The sequence below is a fragment of the Campylobacter sp. RM16704 genome (assembly GCF_000816245.1).
In the GTDB taxonomy this organism is placed as follows: domain Bacteria; phylum Campylobacterota; class Campylobacteria; order Campylobacterales; family Campylobacteraceae; genus Campylobacter_D.
The window spans coordinates 1,042,579-1,066,896 of the sequence record NZ_CP007769.1; the positions used below are offsets into that span (position 1 = coordinate 1,042,579).

27 protein-coding genes are annotated in these 24,318 nt (G+C 28.1%); 12 read left to right on the forward strand and 15 right to left on the reverse strand.

From position 1 onward, the window contains the following. Nucleotides 1-3: 3 nt before the first annotated feature. The gene (locus tag CAQ16704_RS05385; RefSeq protein ID WP_039667226.1) at nucleotides 4-780 is read left to right on the forward strand and encodes a threonine/serine ThrE exporter family protein; all 777 of its coding nucleotides are present in this window, start codon (nucleotides 4-6) and stop codon (nucleotides 778-780) included. Continuing rightward, a complete protein-coding gene (locus tag CAQ16704_RS05390) occupies nucleotides 777-1,298 on the forward strand; it encodes a threonine/serine exporter family protein (protein WP_039667227.1) in 522 nt (173 codons plus the stop codon). The genes CAQ16704_RS05385 and CAQ16704_RS05390 overlap by 4 nt, the downstream gene beginning before the upstream one ends. Here the strand turns inward: CAQ16704_RS05390 and argS are convergent. The 13 genes from argS to mnmG form a co-directional block, all read right to left on the reverse strand. Then, a complete protein-coding gene (gene argS / locus CAQ16704_RS05395) occupies nucleotides 1,295-2,890 on the reverse strand; it encodes an arginine--tRNA ligase (RefSeq protein ID WP_039667228.1) in 1,596 nt (531 codons plus the stop codon). The genes CAQ16704_RS05390 and argS overlap by 4 nt on opposite strands. 10 nt (nucleotides 2,891-2,900) lie before the next feature. Further along, nucleotides 2,901-3,140 (reverse strand): twin-arginine translocase TatA/TatE family subunit, encoded by a 240-nt coding sequence (locus CAQ16704_RS05400; protein ID WP_039667229.1) that lies wholly within the window; start codon nucleotides 3,138-3,140, stop codon nucleotides 2,901-2,903. Between the two features lies 1 nt (nucleotide 3,141). Continuing rightward, entirely contained in the window at nucleotides 3,142-3,756 is a 615-nt protein-coding gene (locus tag CAQ16704_RS05405) for a deoxyguanylate kinase / guanylate kinase (protein WP_039667230.1), read from the reverse strand. Continuing rightward, nucleotides 3,753-5,291 (reverse strand): hypothetical protein, encoded by a 1,539-nt coding sequence (locus CAQ16704_RS08265; RefSeq protein WP_052245014.1) that lies wholly within the window; start codon nucleotides 5,289-5,291, stop codon nucleotides 3,753-3,755. Before CAQ16704_RS08265 ends, CAQ16704_RS05405 begins: the two co-directional genes overlap by 4 nt. Before the next feature lie 55 nt (nucleotides 5,292-5,346). Further along, entirely contained in the window at nucleotides 5,347-6,117 is a 771-nt protein-coding gene (gene fliR / locus CAQ16704_RS05415) for a flagellar biosynthetic protein FliR (protein WP_039667231.1), read from the reverse strand. Next, nucleotides 6,104-6,739, reverse strand: a complete 636-nt coding sequence (locus tag CAQ16704_RS05420; protein ID WP_039667232.1) for an ABC transporter ATP-binding protein — start codon at nucleotides 6,737-6,739, stop codon at nucleotides 6,104-6,106. The genes fliR and CAQ16704_RS05420 overlap by 14 nt, the downstream gene beginning before the upstream one ends. Before the next feature lie 3 nt (nucleotides 6,740-6,742). Beyond that, entirely contained in the window at nucleotides 6,743-7,819 is a 1,077-nt protein-coding gene (tsf, locus tag CAQ16704_RS05425) for a translation elongation factor Ts (protein ID WP_039667233.1), read from the reverse strand. Then, nucleotides 7,819-8,604 carry a 30S ribosomal protein S2 gene (rpsB, locus tag CAQ16704_RS05430; protein WP_039667234.1) on the reverse strand — a complete coding sequence of 262 codons (786 nt, stop codon included), beginning with the start codon at nucleotides 8,602-8,604 and terminating at the stop codon, nucleotides 7,819-7,821. Before rpsB ends, tsf begins: the two co-directional genes overlap by 1 nt. A 176-nt stretch (nucleotides 8,605-8,780) precedes the next feature. Then, nucleotides 8,781-9,908: a ubiquinol cytochrome c oxidoreductase, cytochrome c subunit gene (locus tag CAQ16704_RS05435; protein WP_039667235.1), complete on the reverse strand. Its 1,128-nt coding sequence runs from the start codon at nucleotides 9,906-9,908 to the stop codon at nucleotides 8,781-8,783. 2 nt (nucleotides 9,909-9,910) lie between these two features. Continuing rightward, complete coding sequence (locus tag CAQ16704_RS05440) at nucleotides 9,911-11,155, reverse strand: ubiquinol cytochrome c oxidoreductase, cytochrome b subunit (RefSeq protein ID WP_039667236.1); 1,245 nt, start codon at nucleotides 11,153-11,155, stop codon at nucleotides 9,911-9,913. Nucleotide 11,156: 1 nt separating this feature from the next. Next, on the reverse strand, nucleotides 11,157-11,660 hold the full coding sequence (locus CAQ16704_RS05445) for a ubiquinol cytochrome c oxidoreductase, 2Fe-2S subunit (protein WP_039667237.1): 504 nt from the start codon (nucleotides 11,658-11,660) through the stop codon (nucleotides 11,157-11,159). Nucleotides 11,661-11,759: 99 nt separating this feature from the next. Then, nucleotides 11,760-13,040: an ArsB/NhaD family transporter gene (locus CAQ16704_RS05450; RefSeq protein WP_158336270.1), complete on the reverse strand. Its 1,281-nt coding sequence runs from the start codon at nucleotides 13,038-13,040 to the stop codon at nucleotides 11,760-11,762. 17 nt (nucleotides 13,041-13,057) lie between these two features. Continuing rightward, on the reverse strand, nucleotides 13,058-14,908 hold the full coding sequence (mnmG, locus tag CAQ16704_RS05455) for a tRNA uridine-5-carboxymethylaminomethyl(34) synthesis enzyme MnmG (protein ID WP_039667238.1): 1,851 nt from the start codon (nucleotides 14,906-14,908) through the stop codon (nucleotides 13,058-13,060). Between the two features lie 123 nt (nucleotides 14,909-15,031). On the opposite strand from mnmG, the gene ribE reads away from it, so the two are divergent. From ribE to CAQ16704_RS05470, 3 genes are read left to right on the forward strand one after another with little or no spacing between them, the layout of a single operon-like run. Further along, nucleotides 15,032-15,640, forward strand: a complete 609-nt coding sequence (gene ribE, locus CAQ16704_RS05460) for a riboflavin synthase (protein WP_039667239.1) — start codon at nucleotides 15,032-15,034, stop codon at nucleotides 15,638-15,640. Continuing rightward, nucleotides 15,604-16,272: a peptidoglycan editing factor PgeF gene (pgeF, locus tag CAQ16704_RS05465; protein WP_039667240.1), complete on the forward strand. Its 669-nt coding sequence runs from the start codon at nucleotides 15,604-15,606 to the stop codon at nucleotides 16,270-16,272. The genes ribE and pgeF overlap by 37 nt, the downstream gene beginning before the upstream one ends. A gap of 1 nt (nucleotide 16,273) precedes the next feature. Next, nucleotides 16,274-16,480: a hypothetical protein gene (locus CAQ16704_RS05470; protein WP_039667241.1), complete on the forward strand. Its 207-nt coding sequence runs from the start codon at nucleotides 16,274-16,276 to the stop codon at nucleotides 16,478-16,480. A gap of 2 nt (nucleotides 16,481-16,482) precedes the next feature. Here the strand turns inward: CAQ16704_RS05470 and CAQ16704_RS05475 are convergent, their stop codons facing one another. Further along, on the reverse strand, nucleotides 16,483-17,706 hold the full coding sequence (locus CAQ16704_RS05475; RefSeq protein WP_039667242.1) for a sensor histidine kinase: 1,224 nt from the start codon (nucleotides 17,704-17,706) through the stop codon (nucleotides 16,483-16,485). Next, a complete protein-coding gene (gene dccR / locus CAQ16704_RS05480) occupies nucleotides 17,699-18,364 on the reverse strand; it encodes a two-component system response regulator DccR (protein ID WP_039667243.1) in 666 nt (221 codons plus the stop codon). The genes CAQ16704_RS05475 and dccR overlap by 8 nt, the downstream gene beginning before the upstream one ends. A 114-nt stretch (nucleotides 18,365-18,478) precedes the next feature. On the opposite strand from dccR, the gene CAQ16704_RS05485 reads away from it, so the two are divergent. The 7 genes from CAQ16704_RS05485 to CAQ16704_RS05515 all read left to right on the forward strand — a co-directional run bounded on the left by CAQ16704_RS05485 (nucleotide 18,479) and on the right by CAQ16704_RS05515 (nucleotide 24,313). Beyond that, a complete protein-coding gene (locus CAQ16704_RS05485; protein WP_039667244.1) occupies nucleotides 18,479-19,069 on the forward strand; it encodes a bacteriohemerythrin in 591 nt (196 codons plus the stop codon). Between the two features lie 80 nt (nucleotides 19,070-19,149). After that, the gene (locus CAQ16704_RS05490; RefSeq protein WP_039667245.1) at nucleotides 19,150-19,713 is read left to right on the forward strand and encodes a bacteriohemerythrin; all 564 of its coding nucleotides are present in this window, start codon (nucleotides 19,150-19,152) and stop codon (nucleotides 19,711-19,713) included. A 10-nt stretch (nucleotides 19,714-19,723) separates the two neighbouring features. Then, entirely contained in the window at nucleotides 19,724-19,945 is a 222-nt protein-coding gene (locus CAQ16704_RS05495) for a ribbon-helix-helix domain protein (RefSeq protein WP_039667246.1), read from the forward strand. Between the two features lie 280 nt (nucleotides 19,946-20,225). Next, nucleotides 20,226-21,458: a major outer membrane protein gene (locus CAQ16704_RS05500; RefSeq protein WP_039667247.1), complete on the forward strand. Its 1,233-nt coding sequence runs from the start codon at nucleotides 20,226-20,228 to the stop codon at nucleotides 21,456-21,458. A 163-nt stretch (nucleotides 21,459-21,621) separates the two neighbouring features. Further along, nucleotides 21,622-22,059 carry a c-type cytochrome gene (locus CAQ16704_RS05505; RefSeq protein WP_039667248.1) on the forward strand — a complete coding sequence of 146 codons (438 nt, stop codon included), beginning with the start codon at nucleotides 21,622-21,624 and terminating at the stop codon, nucleotides 22,057-22,059. A 15-nt stretch (nucleotides 22,060-22,074) separates the two neighbouring features. Beyond that, nucleotides 22,075-23,187 (forward strand): ABC transporter substrate-binding protein, encoded by a 1,113-nt coding sequence (locus CAQ16704_RS05510; protein WP_039667249.1) that lies wholly within the window; start codon nucleotides 22,075-22,077, stop codon nucleotides 23,185-23,187. Between the two features lie 10 nt (nucleotides 23,188-23,197). After that, complete coding sequence (locus tag CAQ16704_RS05515) at nucleotides 23,198-24,313, forward strand: ABC transporter substrate-binding protein (protein ID WP_039667250.1); 1,116 nt, start codon at nucleotides 23,198-23,200, stop codon at nucleotides 24,311-24,313. The last annotated feature ends 5 nt before the right edge of the window (nucleotides 24,314-24,318 follow it).

A 24,318-nucleotide genomic window follows, 5' to 3' on the forward strand; every position in this document is an offset into this window, starting at 1 on the left:
TATATGGAAAAGCCATCAATTCAAAATTTGACTCATTTTTTGATTGAATACACTACAACTTTTCTTAGTGCAGGAACATATACTGCTAGAGTTGCAAAGTGTGTCGATAGAATAGCTAATGCTTATGGTTATGAAATTAATATGAATTTTTTCTTTCACCATACAACATTAAATATTTTTGATAAAGAAAACAATTCTATACAAAGAACTTATATTATTCCTAATAAATATAAGCATATTAATTTTAAGGTTATTTTAGAACTTAGTGCTTTAAGTTGGCAAATTCATGATCATAGATATGATTTAGAAGAGGCTGTAAAATATTTCAATGAAATTATTCTAACTAAAAGATATCCTTTCTCTATAAATCTATTTTTAGTATCTGTTTCAAATTCTGCTTTTTGCAAATTATTTGGAGGAGATTTATATGGCTGTTTATTTATATTTTTTGCTACTTTCATAGGACTTAGTTTAAGATTTTTATTAACAATTTTAAAAATTGATTTAAGAATACAATACATTTTTTGTTCGTTTATATCATCTTTTATTGTTTTTTTTGGAGTAAAGCTCAATTTTATAGAAGAACCTAATATTGCACTTGGTTCAAGTATTTTATATCTTATACCAGGAGTTTATTTTATTAACTCTATTATTGATATTTTAAAAAATCACATACTAATGGGTCTTAGTCGTATTATAAGTGTAGTTATTTTAGTCTGTTGTATTGCTATTGGAATTTATACCACACTCAGCATCAATGATTTTGGAATTTTACAATGATTGATTATTCTTTTATATTATTCGATATGTTTTTTGCAGCTTTAACTGGCCTTGGTTTTGCCTATGCATGTAATCCACCATTAAAAACTCTTATATTGTCAGCTATTTTAGCTGCTATTGCTCATGGCATACGCTTTACACTTATGGAGCATTTTGGATTTCAAACTTTAGCAATAGCTACCTTTGTAGCTTCTTTTAGTATAGGCTGTATAGGTCTTTTCTTAGCAAAAATTTTCAAAACTCCAGCTGAAATCATAGCCTTTCCAGCACTTATACCTATGATACCTGGAATTTATGCTTATAAAGCTATTTTATATCTAATTTCTTTTATACGCTCTGAGGATATAAACGAAAAAACTGATTTTTTAATCCAATTTTTTGACCATTTTTTTACTACCCTTTCGGTAACTTTAGCATTAGCAGTTGGAGTAAGTGTAACCTTACTTTTATTTTTTGAACAAAGTTTTATGATGACAAGAAACATCAAAAAAAATAAAAATTACAATTATAAAAATTAATCGTGATTCATTTTATTTTTAGCTTCAATCCCCATAAGAGAAAAAGCGGTTTTAATACTTAAGGCACACACAGCAAAAAGTTTTAAAAGTTCATCTTCATTGCTTGAACCAACAACTTTATTTTCATTATAAAATTTATGAAACAAAGAAGCTAGATTTTTTAAATAATCTGGAATTTTTTGCAGAGATCTTGATTCAAAAGCATCATTAAGCACTGCTTTTAAATTTAAACTCTCAAACAAAAGATTCATCCCATCTTCATTTAAATTCTGAAATTTTACATAAATAATATCATTTATATTTTTACCTGCTTTAGCAAATACTTGATGAATTCTTGCATGGGCATAATTAATATAATATATAGGGTTAGAACTATCTTCTCTTTTAAATTCATCTACATCAAATTCTAAATGTGTATCACATTTTTTACTGATAAATATATATCTTAAAACATCGCTACCAAGCTCTTCTAAAACATCACCCATCAAGATAAAATTACCAGCTCTTTTACTCATCTTATAAGGTTCACCATTTTTTAAAAGTGAAACCATTTGAGCTAAAATAATTTCAAGATTTTGACCATCATAACCTAAAAATTCCATAGCAGCTTTCATTCTAGCTATATAACCATGATGATCAGCACCCCAAATATTAATACATTTGCTATAACCACGACTCATTTTATCTTTATGATATACTATATCAGCTGCCAAATAAGTCCCTTTGCCATCACTTTTAATAATCACACGATCTTTCTCATCACCTTTAACACTTGAAGCAAGCCAAATTTTGTTATCTTTTTCATAAATACCTTTATGTTCTTTTAAAGCATTTAAAGTATTTTCCAATTCATTGTAATAACTAGTTTCACTAACATAAGCATCAATAAAGATTTTAGCGTCAGCTAAATTTTGTTTAATAATGTTTAGCATTTTATCTTTTGCCCAAAGAGCTAGTTTGGAGATATTTTCTTCCTTAAAAAAATCTTTTTCAAATTCAACAAAGGCTTCTTTTGCAATATCAACAATATATTCGCCTTTATAGTATTCTTCAGGATATTTTACTTGCTCTTTCAAACAATGTTCTTTTACAGCAAGCAAAATAGAAAGCCCTAAAAGATAAATTTGATTACCCGCATCATTAATATAATATTCCGTATCAAATTTATACCCTAAGTGTCTAGCTACTCTAGCTAAAGTATCTCCAAAAATAGCCCCTCTAGCATGTCCTATATGTAAAGGTCCAGTTGGATTTGCACTAACATATTCAAGCAAGAAACTTTGCTCTTTTTTATCATCTTTTGCGAAATTTTCATTGTTTTTTAAAGCTTGTGTTGCTAAAGAATCCAAAAAAAATCTTGAAAGTTTAAAATTTACATAACCATTAATAGCTTCTACACTTTCAAAGCATTCACAATCCTTTAGCTTAATAACAATATCATTAGCAATTACCATAGGATTTTGCTTTAATTCTTTAGCTAAAGAAAAAGCTAAAGGTGTGGCAAAATGAGCTAAATTTTTATTTTTAGGATTTTCTAAGACAAAATCTCTTCCTAATTTTTCTTTAATTTCTTTATAAACTAAAGTTTTCAATTTTTTAACCTTATACTTTTTTTACTTCTTCATCATTTTCTTTTGCAATAATATCTTTTTCATTAATTTTTTCAATTTTTTGTGTGTCTTCATGGGTCATTTTTTTATCATCTTCAGTATTCATCTCATCTTTAAAGGTTTTAATACCTTTTCCCAAACCTTTAGCAAGTTCTGGAATTTTTTTTGCTCCAAAAAGCAACACTACAATAAGCAATATAATCAACCATTGAGTTCCACTTGGCATATGCATTTTATTCTCCTTTATTCCATTGAATTTGAATTTGCTTTAAATTATGTTTTGTATTCTTTAATTTTGAAACCTCAAAAACCGCTTCTAGTTGTTTATAGCTTTTTTCAAGATCATCATTTATGATTAAAAAATCATATCTATCCAAGTAAGCCATTTCACCACTAGCATTTTCTAATCTTTTACTAATATCTTCTATTTTATCAGCATTTCGCTTAAGTAATCTTTTTTCAAGCTCCTTTTTATTCTTAGTTGTAATAAATACAGAAGTTATATAATCTGACATTTTTTCTTTAGCTATACAAAAACCTTGCACATCTATATCAAAAATAACACTTTTACCTTCTTGCAATGCTTTTTTTACGGGTATTAATGAAGTACCATAATAATTTTTATGCACCAAAGCCCATTCTAAAAATTCACCCTTTTCTATACCTTGTTTAAATTCTTTTTCACTAATAAAAAAATAATCTACTCCATTTTTTTCATTTTCTCTTGGAGCTCTTGTTGTGCTTGAAATAGAAAAATAAATATTATCTTTTTCTTTAAAAAGCCTTTGAAGCAAGGTGCTCTTCCCTGCTCCACTTGGTCCTGAGATGATTAAAATTTGACCACTCAATGTTTATCCTCATCAAAGCTTATATTAATGTTTATATTCATTTTCATACCCTTTAAAGCTGCTTTTAGAGTATCATCTGTAATGCTTGAAGTGATAGTTTGTGCTATACTTTTACTAAGTTCATTTACCACTTCATCATCTTGTAAACTATCCACTTTACTATCTTCTTCTAATGTAAAATCTTTTTTTTGCATTAAATCATCTGTTAAAACCTCTTCGCCCAAAGCTAACATAATATCATTTTCATTTATATTTGCAAACTCATCTTGCTCTTCATTTAAATTTTTATTCATATTTTCCTCTATATTTTTAGGCTGAATATTTTGAGATAAATCATCAATACCTATTTGTTTTTCATCTATAAAATCTTCATTAAAAGTCTCAATAGATTTATTTTCATCTATAGAATAATCTTCTTCTAATAAATCATCTAATAACTTTTCATTATCCATTTGGATTGATTTTTCTTCACTCACTTCTTGCTTTTCATTTTCGATAATATTGTTATTTTCCTCATCAAGTTCATCAATAGCAGCAAGTTCTTCTTTGATTTTATCTTCAGCACTTATTTCCTCTTCATTAGGATGAAAATCAATGCTTCTATCTTCTTCTAGCAACTCTTCTACTAAAGGCTCATTTTCTTCTACAGTAATATCATCTAGTTTTTTATCACCAATAAATTGAGCATCGTGTGGTATATCATCAAAATTCATTTCCTTTTCATTTATTTCCTCAACTACAGGCAATTCACTAAAAGATCCAATTACGGCGGTGGCATTTTCTTCTACATTTTCTTCTACATTTTCTTCTACATTTTCTTCTACATTTTCTTCTACATTTTCTTCTACATTTTCTTCTACATTTTCTTCTACATTTTCTTCTACATTTTCTTCTACATTTTCTTCTACATTTTCTTCTACATTTTCTTCTACATTTTCTTCTACATTTTCTTCTACATTTTCTTCTACATTTTCTTCTGTAGGAAAAGTTTTATCTGGCATACTATCTTCTAATTTTTCTTCTTCGATTTCCAACTTATCATCAAAATTTAAATCGTTTTCTATTTGCTCTTCAAAATTTTCTTCTTGCGAATCTAATTTATTTTCTTGTTTATTGTCATATTTTGGCAAATTATTTTCAAGCAATTCATTATTATCTTTATCAATTAAAACATCATCAAAATTTAACAAATCTTCATCTAAATTATTCTCATTTTTTTCCTTATTTAAACTAGAAAAAGAAACTTCTTCTCCGCTTAAAAATTCTATAAAATCTGTAGGTAAAAATGGCTTATATAAACATTCCACATCTTCTTTTTTTTCTTGATTTCTAGGTAACAAATAAATCAATCTATTGCATTTATTTTTTAAATCATTTAAATTAATATCACTATCATGATCTAATATAATAATATCGTAAAAATCCACTATTCCATCAATGTTTGATACTTCTTCAAAATCATAACCTAATTTTTGCACTCCTAAACTAACTAATTTGGATACAGCAGTGTTTGAATTTACTAATAAAACCTTCATTTGCATCTCCCAATATAAAATGTATTATTTTAAAATATTTTTAATTATTTATTGCTTATATATTAAAAAATAACAACTCCATATGTTCAAAACTTCTCATTGCTAAATTTTTAAAATACTGCATCATAATAAGCAAGATAGCAATAAGCACCGCAAAAGATAAAAATATTTTGATAGGATAACCTACGACTAAAAGATTAAATTGTGGCATAGTCTTCATAAGCATTCCAAAAATTACATCCGAAAGCAATGAAATAGCTAAAATTGGAAAAGCCATAGAAAACCCCAAAACAAAAATATTTACCATAGCTTTATTCAAATAAAGCATTAAATTTTCATGTGGATAAAATCCACCTAAACTAATGTATTCTAATGAATTTGATATAAAAAGTAAAATTAAATGGTGTCCATCAAAGGCTAAAAAAACAAGTAAAGCTAATAAATTTAATATTTGAGAAATAACTGGTGAATTAATTCCAGTAGTTGGATCCATCACACTTGCCATAGAAAATCCCATAGTAAAAGATACTTGCTCACCAGCCATTTGTAAAATAGCAAAAATCATTTGTAAAATAAGTCCTGCTATCATTCCAAAAAGCACTTCACTTAAAAGATAAAAAATAAAAAAAGAATCAGGAGTATTACCTTCAAGTTTTGCTAAAGGATATAAAAACATTGTTAAAAACAAAGCTAAAGTTGTTTTTACTACCAAAGGAATATTATTATGAGAAAAAAATGGAAAAAAAACAATTAAACCACTCATTCTCGCAAATAAAAGCATAAAAATTACAACATTATCATCACTTAAATATTTAACAAATTCCATGGTTATTTAAACGATAAATCCTATCACATTTTTTTGCAAGTTCATAATCGTGAGTTACAAAAACCAAAGCCGCATTATTTTCTTTTACATAATCGATCAAAATATCTATAACATTTAAAGCATTTTTATAATCTAAATTTCCAGTAGCCTCATCAGCAAAAATTATTTTAGGTCTCTTACTTAAAACTCTAGCAATACTTACTCTTTGCTGCTGCCCACCACTTAATTTTGTAATTTTTTGATTCATTAAATTGGCAATATCAAGTCTTTTTAACAACTCATAATCTATATTTTGTTCACTTAAAATACTTGCAAGCTCTATATTTTCGAAAGTTAAAAAACCTTTAAATAAATAATGCATTTGAAAAATAACACCAAAATCTTTTCTACGAATATCTAATAATTTTTCATCCGTTAAAGCATATAGATCTTGATTATTATAAAAAACCTTTCCTGACTTAGGTCTTAATAAAGTAGCTAAAATATGCAAAAGAGTAGATTTACCACATCCACTACTCCCTTGCACTGCAATACAATCTTTTGTATTTAAAGAAAAATCTAAATTTTCAAAAAGCGGAATATCAAAACTATGACTTAAATTCTCCGCTTTTAAAAATTCCATTTTCTAACCAATTTGTGCAGCAACTTCAGCAGCAAAATCTTCAGTTTTCTTTTCCAAGCCCTCACCTACTTCAAAACGGATAAATTCTACGATCTTAATACTTCCACCAAGTTCTTTTTCTTTATCAGCAATTACTTGTTCTACGGTTTTTTTATCATCCATTACATAAAATTGACCCATTAAAGTAAGTCTACTATCAAGTTGGGAATTATCTGCTATGAAGCTATTTAGCTTACCTGGAATAATATTAGGCCAAATTTTTTCAGGCTTACCTTGTGCTTGAAGTTCAGCTTTAATAGCTTCTTCAGCAGCTTGAATCACTTCTTGAGTAAGTTGTTTTCTACTTGCATATTTAGGAATTTTGTGCTCTGGCTTGTTAGGATCTTTTAATCTTCTTCTTTCTTCGTTTTCTTTTTCTAATTCTGCAACTAAAGCCTTATATTCATTTTCTACAAAATCCATATCAAGTTCTTCATAAGATAAATAACTTGGCTTCATTGCAGCAATATGCATACAAATATGTTTCAAAAAATCTCCACACTTACTAGCTGTGGTTTCACTATCACAAGCTGCAGCTATAACAACACCTACACGACCATTGGTGTGAATATAACCATTTACAACACCATTAGCACTTGCTTTTAATGTAGCAAATCTTCTTACTACTAAATTTTCACCAATAGTTGCAATTTGACTTTTTAAGTATTCTTCAAATTTAACACCATTGATTTCGCTTGAATGCAATTCTTCAACATTCTCAAGACTTTTGGCTTGAATATGTGCTGTTGTGTCTTTTGTTAAAGCAATAAACTGCTCATTTTTAGCAACAAAATCTGTTTCAGAATTAATCTCACTTACCGTTGCGCATTTAAAGTCATCACTTACTCTTACACTTACCAAACCCTCAGCAGCTAAACGATCAGCTTTTTTATCAGCCTTACCAAGACCTTTTTCCCTTAAAAGTTGCACTGCTTTTTCAAAATCACCATTTGTATCTTTCAAAGCATTTTTACAATCCATCATACCTGCGCCAGTACTTTCACGCAGTTCTTTTACCATTTGTGCAGTGATTTCAGCCATTACTCTTTGTCTCCTTCAAAATCTTCCTCACTCATAGCTTCTTCTAAAACTTCTTTTTTTTCTTCATCAGAAACTGGTTGTTCTTCACTTACCTCTCCATCTTGTTCTCTTAAAGCTTTACCTTCATTAATTGCCTCAGCCATTTCTTGACAAAAAAGCTGAACCGAACGAATTGCATCATCATTTCCTGGAATTGGAAAATCAACTAAATCAGGATCGCAATTTGTATCAAGTGGAGCAACCACAGGAATTTTTAATCTATTAGCTTCCTGAACTGCAATTTTTTCTTTAACAGTATCAATAACAAAAATCATATCAGGCTGTGTTTTCATATGTCTAATACCGCCAAGATATGCTAATAATTTTTCTTTTTTTCTAGTAAGCATTAAAGCCTCTTTTTTAGTTAAAAGCTTAATACTTCCATCTTCTTCCATTTTTTCTATAACTTCTAATTTTCTAATTGATTGACGAATGGTTCCAAAATTTGTCATCATACCACCAAGCCATCTATGATTTACATAAGGCATACCACATTTTTCAGCATATTCTTTAATCGCTCCACCAGCTTGTTTTTTAGTACCAACAAATAAAATTGTTTTACCTTCTGCTGCAGCATCACGAACGATATTATATGTATATCTAAAATATCTAAGTGTTTTTTGCAAATCTATTACATAGATACCTTTTCTTTCTCCAAAAATAAATTTTTTCATTTTTGGATTCCATCTTCTTGTTTGATGACCAAAGTGTACACCACACTCTAACAAATCTCTCATGCTTACCATGAAATTCTCCTTAAAAATAAAATAATTAGGTTTATTCCTCCGCATTCTTTAGCCCATAAGCAACCTAACAAGGAAATTAATGCGTGTGAAATGAAGAAGATATTATAACAATTTTTTTTTATATTTAGCTTATTATTTAAAGAAAAAGAACGCCATCGGGCGTTCTTTAGAGCAAATTAGTGCAGTTTAGACCAAACTGATCTTTTCCAACCTATAGCAAAAATACTTAAGATAGCAAAGAATATCATGATATAAATTCCAATTTGTTCTCTTTCTTCTTTTTTACTATCACCGACTTTTTCAAGATAACTAATAACCTGTGTTTGTGCTTTTTCATTTAAACCAACTCTTGGCATAGCTGTGCCGTGAATTTTCTTTTGAGGTTCATTAATGAAAATTTCAAGATAATGTTCTCCTTTAGAACGAATCATCATAGACAAATCCGGAGGGGTCATACCAAGATAATTTTTCAAATCATTCATATTTGAACTTGAAACAAAACCATCATATTTTACATCATGACATCTACCACATGCATTTTCAAATGTATGTTTGTTTTTAGCAAAATCAAATTCTTTAGCAATCAAGGCAGTTTTTGCTTGCTCTGAAAGTTCTTGATTTTTAGCATATTTTTCTTCTAAATCTGCTTTTAATTTTGCATCAAATTCTTTTTCATACTCACTAGCTGTATTCTTGAAAAATGCGATCAAATCTGCTAAATCTTGATTATCTTGTGCTTCATCACCACTTAAAGGATAAGCAGGCATCAAGAATGGATTTTCATCATTAAATTTATGTGAAATTTGCAAAGCCTTAACCGGATCAATAATCAATGCAGTTAAAAATTTCTCATCATAAATAGCACCAGCATCACTTAAATCAGGAGGTGTTACACCTAAAGAAGAATCTGTGATAGTAGCAGGAATTCCAGCAGCTTTTACACCATGACATGCAATACAATTTCCTTCGAAAAGTTCTTTTCCTTTTTGTGTATTACCTTTGCTAAAATCAATTTTTGCAATTTTTTCCCATAACTGTTTAGTTGCTTCTTCTTGATTTTTAGCAAGCTCCAATGCTTTTTGTGCGTTAATGATAGCTTTTTCACTTCCTGAAGCATTTATATCTATTAAAGCTTTTTCTTTCAAAGCAACTTCATCTTTGGTAAATTCCGCATCAGCTTTTGCAAAGTCAAAATTAACCGGAGTTGAAGGAGGATTCATTACTGAATGAGCATATGGCTCAACCCCCCAATAAACTAAACCTGTGAAAAAGACAACTACAAAAAATATTTTTAATTCTCTCATTATTAGCCCCTTTTTCTTTCCATGATAGTGATAATTGGCAATACTACTAACAATAATAGTAAAAATACCATAGAAGCATAAAATCCTATCCAAGCATTAACACCCGTTGGAGGAAGTTTTCCATAAACTGTTAGTACAATTAAATCTATCAATAACACCCAAAACCATACAAAAAACATTGGTCTTTCATGTGCTGGTTTTACTACATCACTTCTATCAAGCCAAGGCAATAAAAAGAATATAATTTGTGCTATACCAAATGCTGCAAGTCCTATATCAAAAGCTTTAACACTTCCAATATCAAAGAAAAATCCTCTCAATACTTCATAACTCCATAAAAAATACCATTCAGGATAAATATGAGGTGGAGTTTTTAAAGAATTTGCAGGATCAAAATTAATTGGATCCATTGCAAAACTAAATTTAAAACATACCAAATAAAAAAAGAAAATCATAAATAAAGCAATATACATGAAGTCTTTAGCTAAAAATCCTGGCCAAAAAGGAATTACTTTAGAATTTTTTGTATCTCCTGCCAAATACTTCTCAGCTTCTAAATCAAAATCAATTTCTTCTGAAATTTCATTATTTACATGTGGAATTCTTAAAGAATAAAAATGAAAAGCTATAATTGCTAAAATTACAATTGGCAGTAAACACACATGAAGCATAAAAAATCTTGTTAATGTTGGATCAGAAACTGCAAAATCGCCTCTTATCCAAACAACTAAAGCATCACCTATAAAAGGAATTCCGCCAAAAAGTTGTGTGATAACTTGTGCAGCCCAAAAACTCATTTGACCCCAAGGTAACATATATCCACTAAAAGCTTCAGCTGAAAATACAACAAATAAAAGCATACCACTAATCCAAATCATCTCACGGCCCTTTTTATAGGAACCATAATAAATTCCTGTTAACATGTGAATATATATAATCAAAAATACAACCGAAGCAGCTACACCGTGCATATGACGCCAAAGCCAACCATATTCAACCTCTTGCATAATAGTTTTATTTACACTATCAAACGCCAAAGCCACATCTGGTTTGTAATACATAACCAAAAACAATCCAGATACAAATAAAATTACAAAAAGAGTAGTTAAAATAACACCCATTGCCCATAAAAAATTAATTTGTTTTGGTATCCAATACTTAGCCATTAAAACATCAAAAAGTTTATTTACAGCTAGTCTTTGATCAAGCCAATCTACAATACCATTAGCTTTTTTTATATGTGCCATATTAAGCCTCCGCTATCATTTTTTTATATTCTGGACCTTCTTCACCTAATACTAATTTTGTTCCATCAATTCTAAAAGGAGGAATATCCAAAGGTCTTGGAGGAGGACCAAATACATTCTTACCGCTTGTATCAAATTCGCCACCATGGCAAGCACATTTAAATAATTTTTCACTTGGTGCATAAGCTGGAATACAGCCTAAATGCGTACAAAGACCGATAACAACAGTATAAGCAACATCACCTATAACTACGTCTCTATTGCTATCTTTTGCCATATCTGCATCTTTTTTTAATATAAAAATAGGTTTTTTACGCCACTCAATCGTTCTTAGCTCGCCCTCTTTCATGCCAGAAAGATCCACAGTAGTAACACCTGCTGCTTTCACGCTAGGGAGTGGATCCCAAGTTTTTTTCATCGCAACCAATGAAAAAGCACCACCCACAGCAGCTACTGTTCCAAAGGCAAAACCCATAAAGCTTCGTCTACTTTCAGATGTAGCCATTTTACTTCCTTTATATTTGATTTGTATGTAAAATACAGCAGTTTATCTAAAAAATAATAAATTTTTTCTTTTGCAAAAAATTTTATTCCAACTTTATTTTTAAAATAAATATGTATTAATTTTTACACCTAAAATTGCAAAAAATAATGTAATAGTACCAAACATAAAAGCGTATAAAAAATAGACTTTAAGTTTTATTTTTATATTATATTTTAGCAAAATCTCAAACCACAACAATGTAGATAAAGAACCTATAGGTGTAATTTTAGAACCTATGTTGCAACCTAAAATATGAATATAAATTAATTCCTTAATAGTAAAAAAATCATTAAAATAGTCATTTAAAACCAAATTTCCAATCATAATAATTGGCAAATTATTAAAAATAGAGGAAAATATAGCTGAAGTAAATCCCAAGATTACTAATCCTACAAACTCATAGTCAACCCAAAAATCTATCCATTTTAAAATAAGTTCATTACTAATTTCTTTATAAAACCCATACACAACAATGTATAAACCAAAACTAAAAATCAAAATCCCCCATGGTGCTTTTTTTATAAATTTAATATTTATATTACTTTTATAATTTAATAGTAAAAAAATAAATGCACTAAACAGAGTAAACACGCCCATAGAAATATTTACTTTATCTATCAATAAAAGTCCAATAGTAAATACAACCAAACAACTCATATTAATCACAAAAATATTTTTACAATAACTTGTATTAGTATCCAAAAAAACCACATTTTTAGGTAGAATTTTTCTGCCTAAAATATTACATATCAAAACAAAGACAGCAAAAGTTAAAATACTAGGCATCAACATATTTTTAAAAAAATCTAAGAAATTTATATGAAAATATTTAGCTGTAATAATATTAGTCAAATTAGAAACAATTAAAGTATTTGATAAAAAATCACAACAAAAACCTATAAATAATAAAAAATATATACATTTATATTTATCATTTTTGCTATCAAATTTAAATTTAGATATTATAGCTACAACTATAGGTGTAACAACCAAAATAGCTCCATCATTACCTAATAAACTTGCCACAGCAGAAGTAAAAACCAACAAATGAAAAAGCATTCTGTTTAGATTAACACTATTTGTTCTTGTTATTGAAAATTTGATAATTTTAATAGAAATAAAATCAAAAAAACCGCTTTTTTCAAGTGCCAAAGAAATTAAAATTAATCCTATGAGAGTTAAAGAACTATCCCAAATTAAATCAAATACAAAAAGCATATCTTGTATATTGATTTTATTAGTTATAAAACAAACTATAGCACCTAAAGTAGAATATACCCATATTGGAAAAGAAAAAGGACGCCAAAATAATAAAATTAGCGTCACTAAAAAAATTAACAAAACCATTATTTTTTAAATTATTTTTTTATCTTGATGTAAATATGTAAAATATCTAAAGCAGCAGGAGTAATACCACTAATTTGCGAAGCGGCAAAAATAGTTGGTGGATTAAATTTTTGTAATTTTTCTACTACTTCATTACTTAAACCGCTCACACTTTTAAAATCAAAATTTTCAGGAATTTTTACTTCGCTTAAATTTTTCATTTTTTCAATTTGCGTCTTTTGCATTGCTATATAATGATAATATTTTGCTTCATTTAAAATTTCATTTAAAGAATATTCATCCATATTTGCAAACATTTCATCTAAGACTTTTAATTTTTCTATATTAAAACTTGCTCTTGCAACGATTTTTTGCAAACTTACTATAGAAGTAATTTTTTCTTCTTCTATATTTTGTAAAAATTCATTGTTTTGATTACTTGGTGTCCATGTGGTTTGAAGTAAAAATTTTAATCCTTTATCAACATTTTGTTTTATATTATCAATATATGCATAATCTTCTTGGTTTAAAAGTTTAAAATTATACCCATATTCTCCAAGTCTTAAAATAGCATTTTCTTCTCTTAAAAGCAGTCTATATTCTGCTCTTGAAGTAAACATTCTATAAGGCTCTTTAGTGCCTTTCATTACCAAATCATCGATCAATACCCCTATATAAGCTTCATCACGCCTTAATACAAAAGGTTCTTTTTCATCAATTGCTAAAACTGCATTCACTCCAGCCATAAAACCTTGTGCTGCAGCTTCTTCATAACCAGTCGTTCCATTAATTTGTCCGGCACAATATAAATTTTTAATCTTTTTAGTTTCCAAGGTATGTTTTAATTCAGTTGGATCAATATAATCATATTCTATAGCATAACCAAAACGCGTAATTTTAGCATTTTCAAAACCCTTTACACTTCTTAGCATTGCAATTTGCACCTCATAAGGTAAAGAAGTAGAAAATCCATTGATATAATATTCTGTAGCATCTTTAGTTTGTGGTTCTATAAATAAATGGTGGCTTTCTTTATCACTAAAACGATTAATTTTATCTTCTATAGAAGGACAATATCTTGGTCCTATACCTTCAATTTGTCCAGTAAAAAGTGGAGCACGATAAAAATTACTTTTTATAATCTCATGAGTGGTAAGATTAGTTCTTGCTATATAACAAGGAAGTTGGTTAGGCTTAAATTTTTTTGTTCTAAAACTAAAAGCTTTGGGATTTTCATCTCCAGGTTGAATTTCTAAAACACTAAAATCAATACTTTTAGCATCCACTCTTGGACAAGTCCCTGTTTTTAATCTTCCTACTTTCAAACCGCTTTGTTTTAAATACTCACCCAAATTTACAGAAGCAAGCTCACCTACCCTGCCTGCTTGAAGCTTAGTTTCACCTATATGAATAAGTCCATTTAAAAAAGTCCCAGTTGTAAGTATAATTTTTTTTGCAAAATATGTATTTTCTAAATTTGTTTTAACACCCTTAAGCTCGTCATTTTCAACAATCAAAGACAAAGCTTGCTCTTGAGAAATTTCTAAATTTTCAAGCTTTAAAAGCTTATTTCTAGCACAAATTCTATAAGCATCCATATCAATTTGTGCTCTACTTCCACGCACTGCAACACCTTTGCTTTCATTTAAAATTCTAAATTGAATTCCAGCTTCATCAGTAATTTGCCCCATAAGTCCGCCCATAGCATCAAGCTCTTTTACTAAATGTCCTTTTGCTAAACCACCTATAGCAGGATTACAACTTGCAGCACCAATTTGTTCGATTAAAGTAGTTAAAAGTAAAGTTTTTTTGCCCATTCTTGCAGCAGCAGCACTGGCTTCGACCCCAGCATGTCCACCACCTATTACGATTATATCATACATATTTTGACCCCATTTTTATAAAAAGGCAAAAATTATATAATATTTTTTAAAATAAAATACTAAAAATACTTTTTGAAATTTAAAAGTTTTAGATAAAATCCCATAAAAACTAAAAGGTATTGAATGTTTAATGGATTAATCCGCGAATTAGCCTTTGTTAAATCATATCAAAATAACACTTTAAGATTAAAAGCAAACTACAAACCAAAACTAGGCGATAGTATAGCAGTCAATGGTGCGTGTTTGAGCGTAACAAAACTTTTTGATGATGGTTTTAATCTTGAACTTTCTTATGAAACAAGAACTCACATAGCTATTGAAAATTTAAAAGATTATGTGCATATTGAGCCTGCATTAGCTTATGGTGATAAGATAGATGGACATTTAATACAAGGACATATTGATGGTATAGGTGAAATTACTAATATTTCTACAAAAGAAAATGGGGTTGATTTTTATATTAAATGTCCTGATGATATACAAATTTATATGGCAAATAAAGCAAGCGTAGCCATAGATGGAGTAAGTTTAACCATAAATGAAGTTTTAAAAGATGGTATTCGTTTAACTATCATTCCTATAACTTTTAAAGAAACCTTGTTTAAAAGCTACATTATAGGAAGGCGTGTTAATATAGAAAGTGATCTTTTAGCAAGATACATATATAGACAATTAAATTATAAAAAAGAAATCTCATGGCAACAAATAGACAAGATCACATCACTTTATTAGAAAATGATTTTGTTAAGGCTTTTATGGCTTTTGATCGAGATTATAATGTTTTTAGAGCAAAGATTCATGGCAATATTTTTCCTTGGGAAAATTCTATAACAAAATGTGTATTTTTAGACCAAATTCATTCTAACATCATTACTCATTATAATAAAGATTTTTCTTTTAATGCTGATGGGGTAATTAGTAATGAGAAAAGTATAGCTTTGTGTATTTTAAGTGCTGATTGTTTGCCTTTGCTATTATATGATGATGAAAATAAAGCTATAGCGGCATTACATTCTGGCAGAAAAGGGTGTTTTGAAAATATCTTAAAAGAAGCTGTTTTGAATATGCAAGAAAGTTTCAATACTCAAACAAAAAATTTAAAACTTATCATTTCAGCAGGAATTTGTGCTAAAAATTATGAGATTAGTGGTAAAATTTTAGACTATAGCAAAGAAAATTTTGCACCTTTTTTACATGAAAATAAACTTAATTTAAAAGCATTAGTTAAATTCCAGGCAAAAGAATTAGGAATTAAAAATATTTTTGACATTAATCTTTGCACTTTTGATGATGAAAGATTTTTTTCTTACAGAAAAAATCAAACCACAAAACGCATTACTAGTGTAATTTATTTAAAGGATTAAAATGTATGAAGTAAAAAATCTACTTGCTTTAAAAATTTTACAAAAAGCTAAAGAATTTGGCGATAATGACTTAAGCAATGAACTTTTAATTTCCCAAATACTAAATCACACTCTACAAACTTTAAACCAAAGCGATACCAAAGAACTTAATAAAGTTATCACAACACTTATAAACGCCAAAGAAAAAGCTAAAATGAGCAACAAATAACTTTAGTTTTTCCAAGTTAAAATGAATTTGGTTCCTTTATTTAATTCACTTTCTACTTTTATATTTATATGATGATTTTTACAAATTTTATTTACCAAAGAAAGTCCTATGCCAAACCCACCTTGACTTTCATTAAATCTTGAATATCTTTCAAAAATATTAGACAAATTTTCTTTTGCTATGCCACATCCGCTATCTTCTATTATAAGTTTTTGCTCTAAAAGTATAATTCTTATTTGACCATTTCTTCTATTGTATTTAATTGCATTATTAATAAGATTATCAAACATCTTAAAAAATTGCTCCTTACTGGCATAAATTTTTCCCTCGTTTTTTAAGATAAGATCTAAATTAATATTTTTTTGTTCTAAAAATATCTTAAAATATTCCATTCTATCTTGAATTAAATCTTTTAAGATAATCCAATCTTTTTTGGTTTCATAAACTTGAGAGAAATTTAAAAAAGTTAAATCAGAATATAAATGATTCAATGTTAAAGCAGCTATTTTTATACGTTTTAAAACTTTAATTTCTTCAAAACTATTTTTTCTCTCTAAACTTTCAACACTCATCAGTATAGCACTAATAGGAGTATTAATTTCATGAGTAGTATCTTTTATAAAATTATTTAAAAATCTTATTCTCATTTCTAAGGGCTTGAGAGCAAATTTAAGTATCAAATACCCCATTATACTTACAAAAATCAAAGAAAAAACCATAGCTAAAGCTACTTTAAATCTTATAAATGCAAGTTCTTTGGATATATCATTACCTTCAATTAAAACTTTTAAACGATTTACATTACCTAGTTTTTCTAAAACATCTTGTTCATTATAATTACCCAATAACAAACTATTTAAATTTACATCAGCTACATAAATTAAAGTATTGCTATTATAAATACTAGTATCATTTAATTGAAAAAATGTAGTTTGTGCGGGTAAATTAAGATTGGAAAAATATACTTTAGTTCTATCAAAAATAGCAAATTTTATTTTTGTGATTTTAGAAATTTTTTCAGCACTTTTTTCTATAGGCTCAAAACGATCTTTTTGCATTTGTAAAATTACAAAACGATGTTCTTGTTTTAATTTTAATGTATAATTATTTATTAAATCTTCTATTAATTTTGTATACCATATTCCAAAAAGTATTATAAGAATACTTCCTATGCTTATCAAATATAAAGAGAGAATTTGCCACGCGACGCGTTTGGCTTCATACATAACAATACCCTCTTCCTCTTTGATTAATAATACTATCTTTACCCAAAAGTTTTCTCAAATTTTTCACATAAGCTCTTAAACTAAGTTCGCTTGGTTCTTGATCGTACTCCCAAATTTCTTCGAAAATATAAGCTGTATCTATAAATTTTCCTTTATTTTTTAACAACAAAGATAAAAGTTTTAATTCTTTTAAAGGTAAAGACAAAGGTTTATCGCCTTTATATAAAGTCTGAGAAACAAGTGCAAATTTAAAGCCATTTCCCAAATCCTCATAATCTTCATTTTTATGAGCAAAAGAGCGTTTTAAAATAGCATTAATTCTGATTTTTAATTCCTCTAACTCAAAAGGTTTTTTAATATAATCATCACAGCCACTTTCAAAACCTTTTTGTAAATCTATTGTGGTATTTAAAGAAGTCATAAAAATTGCTGGAGTATATTTACCCGACTCTCTTAAATTTTTAAGAATACTAAAACCATCTCCTAAAGGAACTTTTACATCTAAAATCCATAAGTCAAAATTTTTCTCATATGCTTTATCTTGTGCTTCTTGAGCATTATCCACTAAAGTTACACTAAAACCTTCTTCCTCTAAAAATTCACTAACAATTTCTCCTAAATTAATATCATCTTCTAGTAAAAGAATTTGAGTTGCCATTTTTAACCTTTTTAAAAAATTATATTTATTTTATATTAAAATTAAAATGAATTTATCATATCTAAAGAATATTATTTTATAATACTAGTTATTTTAATACATTAGGGAACTTTTATGCTACCTGAATGGGATCAAAAATATAGCATTAACAATCCAAAAATAGATCTTCAACATCAAAAACTTTTTGAATTAGCAGCAAAAGTTGAAGAATTTTCTGATAGATCTATTTATCAAATAGAATTAAAAAAAATTATCGCAGATTTTTTTAATTATATAAAAATTCATTTTCAAGATGAAGAAACTTATATGCATGAAATAAATTATCCATACCTAAGCCAACATAAACTAATGCATAAACAAATCACTCATTCTATGATAAAACTAATACAAAATATAAAAAGCACTAACGATTTAAAAGAAAAACTTTATACAATAGTTAATTCATGGCTTATAGAACACATTCTTCAACATGATGCAATGATAGAATACTGGAGAAAAAATACTCATGAAAAAAATCAAAAAAATAATTCCGATAAAGAAGAAACAATAAAACCTAGAATTTTCTCATATCAATGCCAGTGTGAAGGAAGAATACACAAAATATCCTATGAAATTCATTTAAAAATACAATATTCTAAAGCGAAATTTAAATGCAAAAAATGCTTAACCGATTTAGTTTATTGTAAAGATTTAACTGAAAATTAATGAAAATTAATCTTATTTTAAAATAATGCAAATTATAATTTTTTCAGAAAATCTTTATAATAGTGCATTAAGGAATGAATATGCTACCAAAGTGGTGTGATAAATATAGTATTCACAATGATGAAATAGATAAGCAACATAAAAAACTTTTTGAGCTCGCAGCAAATGTTGAAATGATTTCAGATAGACCTATCCACAAAGGACAAATTAAATTTTTACTTGCTGATTTTTTTAATTACATGAAAGAACATTTTGCAGAAGAAGAAAAATATATGGCTAAAATAGGCTATCCAGACTTACCTAATCATCAAAAAATTCACAAAGGCATCATACAATCTATGATAGATCTTATTCAAAACATCAAAAGTACAAATGATTTGAAAGAAAAACTAAATGTTATTGCATCTAAATGGCTTTTAGAGCATATTCTTAAAGAAGATATGAAAATAGAAAAATGGCATAGAACCCAACCTGATTACGATGATAAATCAAACATTCAACAAAAAAAGCAAGAAAATTATGAATACATTTGCTCTTGCCCTGGGAAAATTCATAAAGTTCCTTATGAAATTTATCAAAAAATTCAAACATGTGGTGCTAATTACAAATGTAAAATTTGCCAAGAAATAATAAAACCAAAATAAAGGTACAAAAATGAATAAACGCTATACTTTAATTTTATCAAATGAACTTTATAATCGCTTAGATCAGGTAGCTAAGTCTTCTAAAAAGAAGAAAGCAAAAATACTTCGTAGTGCTTTAGAAAATTACCTTGATGAAATAGAAGATTTCATTCCTGCTATAGAAGCACTAGAAGAATTAAAACAAGGCAATGATAATAAGTTAGACAATATTATTAAAAAATTAAAATGTTAAAATTTAACTCATAAATATTAATATGGACAATGAAAAATAAGTAATTAGTTAATTTCTTGATTGAAGAAGAGTTAATTTTTTAAAAGAATTTAACTTAAAACTAGATTAAGTCAAATTCTTTAAATAACTTTATAATATTATTAATATATTCTTAAAATAATTCACTAAAAATACTTCAAAAAATTTCTTATTTTTGCACTTTAATTACCAACTTTAATAATTTTCTTATAAAATTATGCTATAATTTGTCCTAATTAATTTAAACAAGGAGAAATTTTTTATGAAATTAGTTAAACTTAGCTTAGTAGCAGCTTTGGCTGCAGGTGCTTTTTCAGCAGCTAATGCTGTTTCACTTGAAGAAGCTATAAAAGATGTTGATGTATCAGGAATGTTAAGATACAGATTTGAATCTGACAGACTAGATATTGGAAACAATGCTGGTCTAAGTGGTGATAAAATCTTAGATGGATTTAATAGCTCAAAAAACAATCAACACAAATTCAAATCACAACTAAATTTCAAAGCAGCTTTAGATGATAATTTCAAAGCTTTCGTTCAATTTGAATACGATTCAACAGATTCTGGTTTTGGTAGTCAAGCACAAGAAAATCTTGGTACTAGAACAAAAGATACATTTGGTGTAAAACAAGCTTACTTAGAATACACTAACGAAACTTATGCTACAAGCGTAACTTTCGGTAAATTAGAAGTTGGTTCTATTTGGACTGATGATGCAGTAGGCACAGGAGCTAAAATCGTTAATAATTCTATCGAAGGTTTAACTTTTGCAGGTTATTGGTTTGATGCTTTAAACTATGTTGATGATGGTGATTTTGGTCCAACAAAACTAAATAAATCTTCACTATATGGTGCTGCTGTATTAGGCGATTTTGATCCATTTGCTTTCCAATTATGGGCTGCTTATTCAGCTAACAATGCGTTCTTATATGCAATTGATGCTAGCTATAAATTCAGCTTCAATGATGCAAACTTCAAAATCCAAGGTCAATATTTAGGCAATAGCTTAGATGGCGATTTTGAAAACTACTACGGAAACATTGTAGATAATGGTAGCTTCTATGCAGCTAAATTAAGTGGAGATATTTCTGCATTTGATTTCCAATTAGGTGTTGTAGGCTATGGTGAAAAAGATAAAGGAAGTGTAGTTGTATTAGAAGATAAAGGTCAAGTAATTGCTCCAGGTGAACAAATTTTCTATTCTCATGGTAGTGATTTAAGAGGTGATATTGGTGAAAACTTCTTCTACTTTGCAGGTTTAGGTTATACTTTTGCTGAAACACTAAGAGTAGGATTTGACTATGTAGGTGGTAAATCTGAGCAAATTGGTCGTGATATAGATAAAAACGAATATGTTGCAAGTGTATCTTATGCTTATAGTCCAAAACTTACATTTAGTGGATTTTATTCTTACTTAACTGAAGATTTCAACACTCAAGGTGCTGATGATTATGATGATCAATTCATCAGACTTGAAGCTTTATACAAATTCTAATTATAAAAGCTAAGCCTTTTTGGCTTAGCTTAAACTTGTAAAATTATTTTCCTTTAGTTTTTTAATATTTTGATATTTTATTTATATAAATCTTTAAAATTAAGAATTATTTATTTTTTTTAGATATAATTAAATTTTATTTGTATTTAAAAAGGCATATTATATGTTACGTTTAATTATAACTAGTATCTTTTTTATAAATTCTTTAATGGCTTTTAATATAAAGTCTTTATTTACTTATACTTTTAACGATAATATTAGCTATGATTTAACAAAAGCAAAAGAACTTTATTTTAAAAATAAATGCAATACTTGTCATGGAGAAAATGGAGAAAAAAAATCCTATGGTAAAAGAGCTATTAAAGACCTAAGTCCAGAAGAAATCAAAGGAGCTTTAAAAGACTATGCTAATGGATATTTTGAAAATCAATCAAGTGATAATATTCAAATGAGTTTATATGCTAAAAAACTAAGTGATAATGATATAAATCATATCATTGCTTATTTAAAAGGACAAAACTTTTCTATAGAGCTTAATCAACAAGATTTACTAGAAGAAGAACCTAAGCAAAAAACCAAAAACAATATATTTTTAAAATAACAAAAAGGAGACAATATGAAAAAAAATCTACTACTTGCTAGTTTATTTTGTGCTAGTACAATATATGCAGCAGAAGTGAAAATAGGAATTGTTTTACCATTAACTGGAAGTTTAGCTGCATATGGCAATGATGTGTATGAAGGTATAAAGTTAGCTAATACCATAAACCCTAATTTGAAAAATGGAGATAGTGTTAAAATTATAGCCGTAGATACAAAAGGGGATAAAATAGAAACAGCTAATGCTACAACAAGACTTATCTCTCAAGATAAAGTTTTAGGACTTATAGGAGAAGCTGTTACTCCAAATACTATGCAAGTTTTATCTATAGCAGAAGAAAGAAAAATTCCAGCTATAGCACCAGTTGCATCAGGAGATAAACTTTTAGAGAAAAAAACTTATGCAAGTAGAGTTTGCTTTATGGATAGTTTCCAAGGAGATAAATTTGCTAATTATGCTTATAAAAACTTGAATTTAAAAAGCGTTGTAGTTATAGTCGATCAAAGTAATGTATATTCTTTAGGTTTAGCTAAAGCTTTTGAAAAAGAATTTAAACAAAATGGTGGGAAAGTACTTAAAAAATTAACCATATCTTCAGGAGATAAGGATTTTAAAGCTATAGTTTCTCAACTAAAAAATATTAATCCTGATTTTGTTTATATGCCAATTTATCATCCAGAAGCTGCCTTAATTGCAAGACAGGCAAAAGCTGTAGGTTTTAACAAACTCTTAAGTGCAGGTGATGGGGTAAATAATAAAACTTTCATTGAATTAGGTGGAGATGCTGTAAATGGAGTAGTATTTACAGATAGTTTTGATTATAACAACCCTCCAACAAATTTATCTAAAAATTTTATACAAGCTTATGAAAAATCCTATGGAACAAAAGAACTTCCAGCTTTTTCAGCTATGGGTGCTGATGCTTATTATGTAATGGTAAATGCAATGAATGAGTGTATTAATACTCTTACTCCACAATGTATTAATGAAAAAATTCACTCAACTTCTAATTTTGAAGGTGTTGGTGGACTTATAAGTATAGATAAAAGTGGAAATGCAAGTCGTTCTGTAGTTATCAAAGAAATACAAAATCAAAAACAAGTTTATAAAACTATTATTAATCCTTGAAAGGTTAAAGATGAAAAAAATTAGTATAGCTATATTATCAATTATAACTGCCAACTATATTCAGGCAAAAGAAATTAATATTGGTGTGGTTCTTCCTTTAACAGGATCGACAGCAGCTTATGGACAAAGTGCTTTAGATGGTATCAAAATTGCCAATTCAATGAAAAATACTTTAAGTAACGGAGATAAAGTAAATCTTGTAGTGGTAGATACAAAAGGCGATAAAATAGAAAGTGCTAATGCTAGTACAAGATTGGTTTCACAAGACAAAGCTTACGCACTTATTGGAGAAATGTTGACAGCAAACACTTTACAAGTTATTAGAATTGGTGAAGAAAAAAAGGTTCCAGTAGTTGCTCCTGCAGCAACAGCCGATAAGCTTTTAAATAAAAAATTATACGCAAGTAGAGTTTGCTTTATGGATAGTTTTCAAGGCTCTTCTTTAGCTAGTTATGTTAAAAATAAATTAAATTATAGCAAAGCTGTGATCGTTAGTGATCAAAGTGCGGATTATTCCTTAGGTTTAACAAAAGCTTTCGAGAAAGAATTTAACAAACAAGGTGGAAAAATTTTAGATAAATTTAGAATCACTGCGGGCGATAAAGACTTTAAAGCTATACTTTCACAAATTAAGAATTTAAATCCTGATTTTATTTATCTTCCTGTGTATTATACAGAAGCTTCTTTATTTGCAAGACAAGCTAAAGCTATGGGTTTAAATATCCCTATGGGTTCAGCTGATGGAGTAGCTGATGAAACTTTTATAAATCTTGCACAAGATGCAGCAGAAGGATATTTATTTACTGATAGTTTTGATTATCATAACCCTCCTACAAAATTATCTAAAAATTTTATACAGGCTTATGAAAAAGAAAAAAATAATAAAGAAGTTCCAAATTTCAGTGCTATGGGAGCAGATGCATATTTTGTAATCTTTGAAGCTATGCAAAAATGTACTGATAATTTTAATAGAGAATGTATCAATAATAATATTCACGCTACTTCTAATTTTGAAGGGGTAAGTGGAGTTATAAATATTGATAAAAGCGGAAATGCAACACGCTCAATCGTTATAAAGTCAATAGAAAACCAAAAACAAGTTTATAAAGACTTAATTCTTCCATAAAATAG

Coding starts and splice junctions, on each gene's coding strand:
- CAQ16704_RS05385 (WP_039667226.1), top strand. CDS start 4: ATGGAAAAGCCATCAATTCAAAATTTGACTCATTTTTTGATTGAATAC.
- CAQ16704_RS05390 (WP_039667227.1), top strand. CDS start 777: ATGATTGATTATTCTTTTATATTATTCGATATGTTTTTTGCAGCTTTA.
- CAQ16704_RS05400 (WP_039667229.1), bottom strand. CDS start 3,140: ATGCATATGCCAAGTGGAACTCAATGGTTGATTATATTGCTTATTGTA.
- CAQ16704_RS08265 (WP_052245014.1), bottom strand. CDS start 5,291: ATGAAGGTTTTATTAGTAAATTCAAACACTGCTGTATCCAAATTAGTT.
- fliR (WP_039667231.1), bottom strand. CDS start 6,117: ATGGAATTTGTTAAATATTTAAGTGATGATAATGTTGTAATTTTTATG.
- CAQ16704_RS05420 (WP_039667232.1), bottom strand. CDS start 6,739: ATGGAATTTTTAAAAGCGGAGAATTTAAGTCATAGTTTTGATATTCCG.
- tsf (WP_039667233.1), bottom strand. CDS start 7,819: ATGGCTGAAATCACTGCACAAATGGTAAAAGAACTGCGTGAAAGTACT.
- rpsB (WP_039667234.1), bottom strand. CDS start 8,604: ATGGTAAGCATGAGAGATTTGTTAGAGTGTGGTGTACACTTTGGTCAT.
- CAQ16704_RS05435 (WP_039667235.1), bottom strand. CDS start 9,908: ATGAGAGAATTAAAAATATTTTTTGTAGTTGTCTTTTTCACAGGTTTA.
- CAQ16704_RS05440 (WP_039667236.1), bottom strand. CDS start 11,155: ATGGCACATATAAAAAAAGCTAATGGTATTGTAGATTGGCTTGATCAA.
- CAQ16704_RS05445 (WP_039667237.1), bottom strand. CDS start 11,660: ATGGCTACATCTGAAAGTAGACGAAGCTTTATGGGTTTTGCCTTTGGA.
- mnmG (WP_039667238.1), bottom strand. CDS start 14,908: ATGTATGATATAATCGTAATAGGTGGTGGACATGCTGGGGTCGAAGCC.
- ribE (WP_039667239.1), top strand. CDS start 15,032: ATGTTTAATGGATTAATCCGCGAATTAGCCTTTGTTAAATCATATCAA.
- pgeF (WP_039667240.1), top strand. CDS start 15,604: ATGGCAACAAATAGACAAGATCACATCACTTTATTAGAAAATGATTTT.
- CAQ16704_RS05470 (WP_039667241.1), top strand. CDS start 16,274: ATGTATGAAGTAAAAAATCTACTTGCTTTAAAAATTTTACAAAAAGCT.
- CAQ16704_RS05475 (WP_039667242.1), bottom strand. CDS start 17,706: ATGTATGAAGCCAAACGCGTCGCGTGGCAAATTCTCTCTTTATATTTG.
- dccR (WP_039667243.1), bottom strand. CDS start 18,364: ATGGCAACTCAAATTCTTTTACTAGAAGATGATATTAATTTAGGAGAA.
- CAQ16704_RS05485 (WP_039667244.1), top strand. CDS start 18,479: ATGCTACCTGAATGGGATCAAAAATATAGCATTAACAATCCAAAAATA.
- CAQ16704_RS05490 (WP_039667245.1), top strand. CDS start 19,150: ATGCTACCAAAGTGGTGTGATAAATATAGTATTCACAATGATGAAATA.
- CAQ16704_RS05495 (WP_039667246.1), top strand. CDS start 19,724: ATGAATAAACGCTATACTTTAATTTTATCAAATGAACTTTATAATCGC.
- CAQ16704_RS05500 (WP_039667247.1), top strand. CDS start 20,226: ATGAAATTAGTTAAACTTAGCTTAGTAGCAGCTTTGGCTGCAGGTGCT.
- CAQ16704_RS05505 (WP_039667248.1), top strand. CDS start 21,622: ATGTTACGTTTAATTATAACTAGTATCTTTTTTATAAATTCTTTAATG.
- CAQ16704_RS05510 (WP_039667249.1), top strand. CDS start 22,075: ATGAAAAAAAATCTACTACTTGCTAGTTTATTTTGTGCTAGTACAATA.
- CAQ16704_RS05515 (WP_039667250.1), top strand. CDS start 23,198: ATGAAAAAAATTAGTATAGCTATATTATCAATTATAACTGCCAACTAT.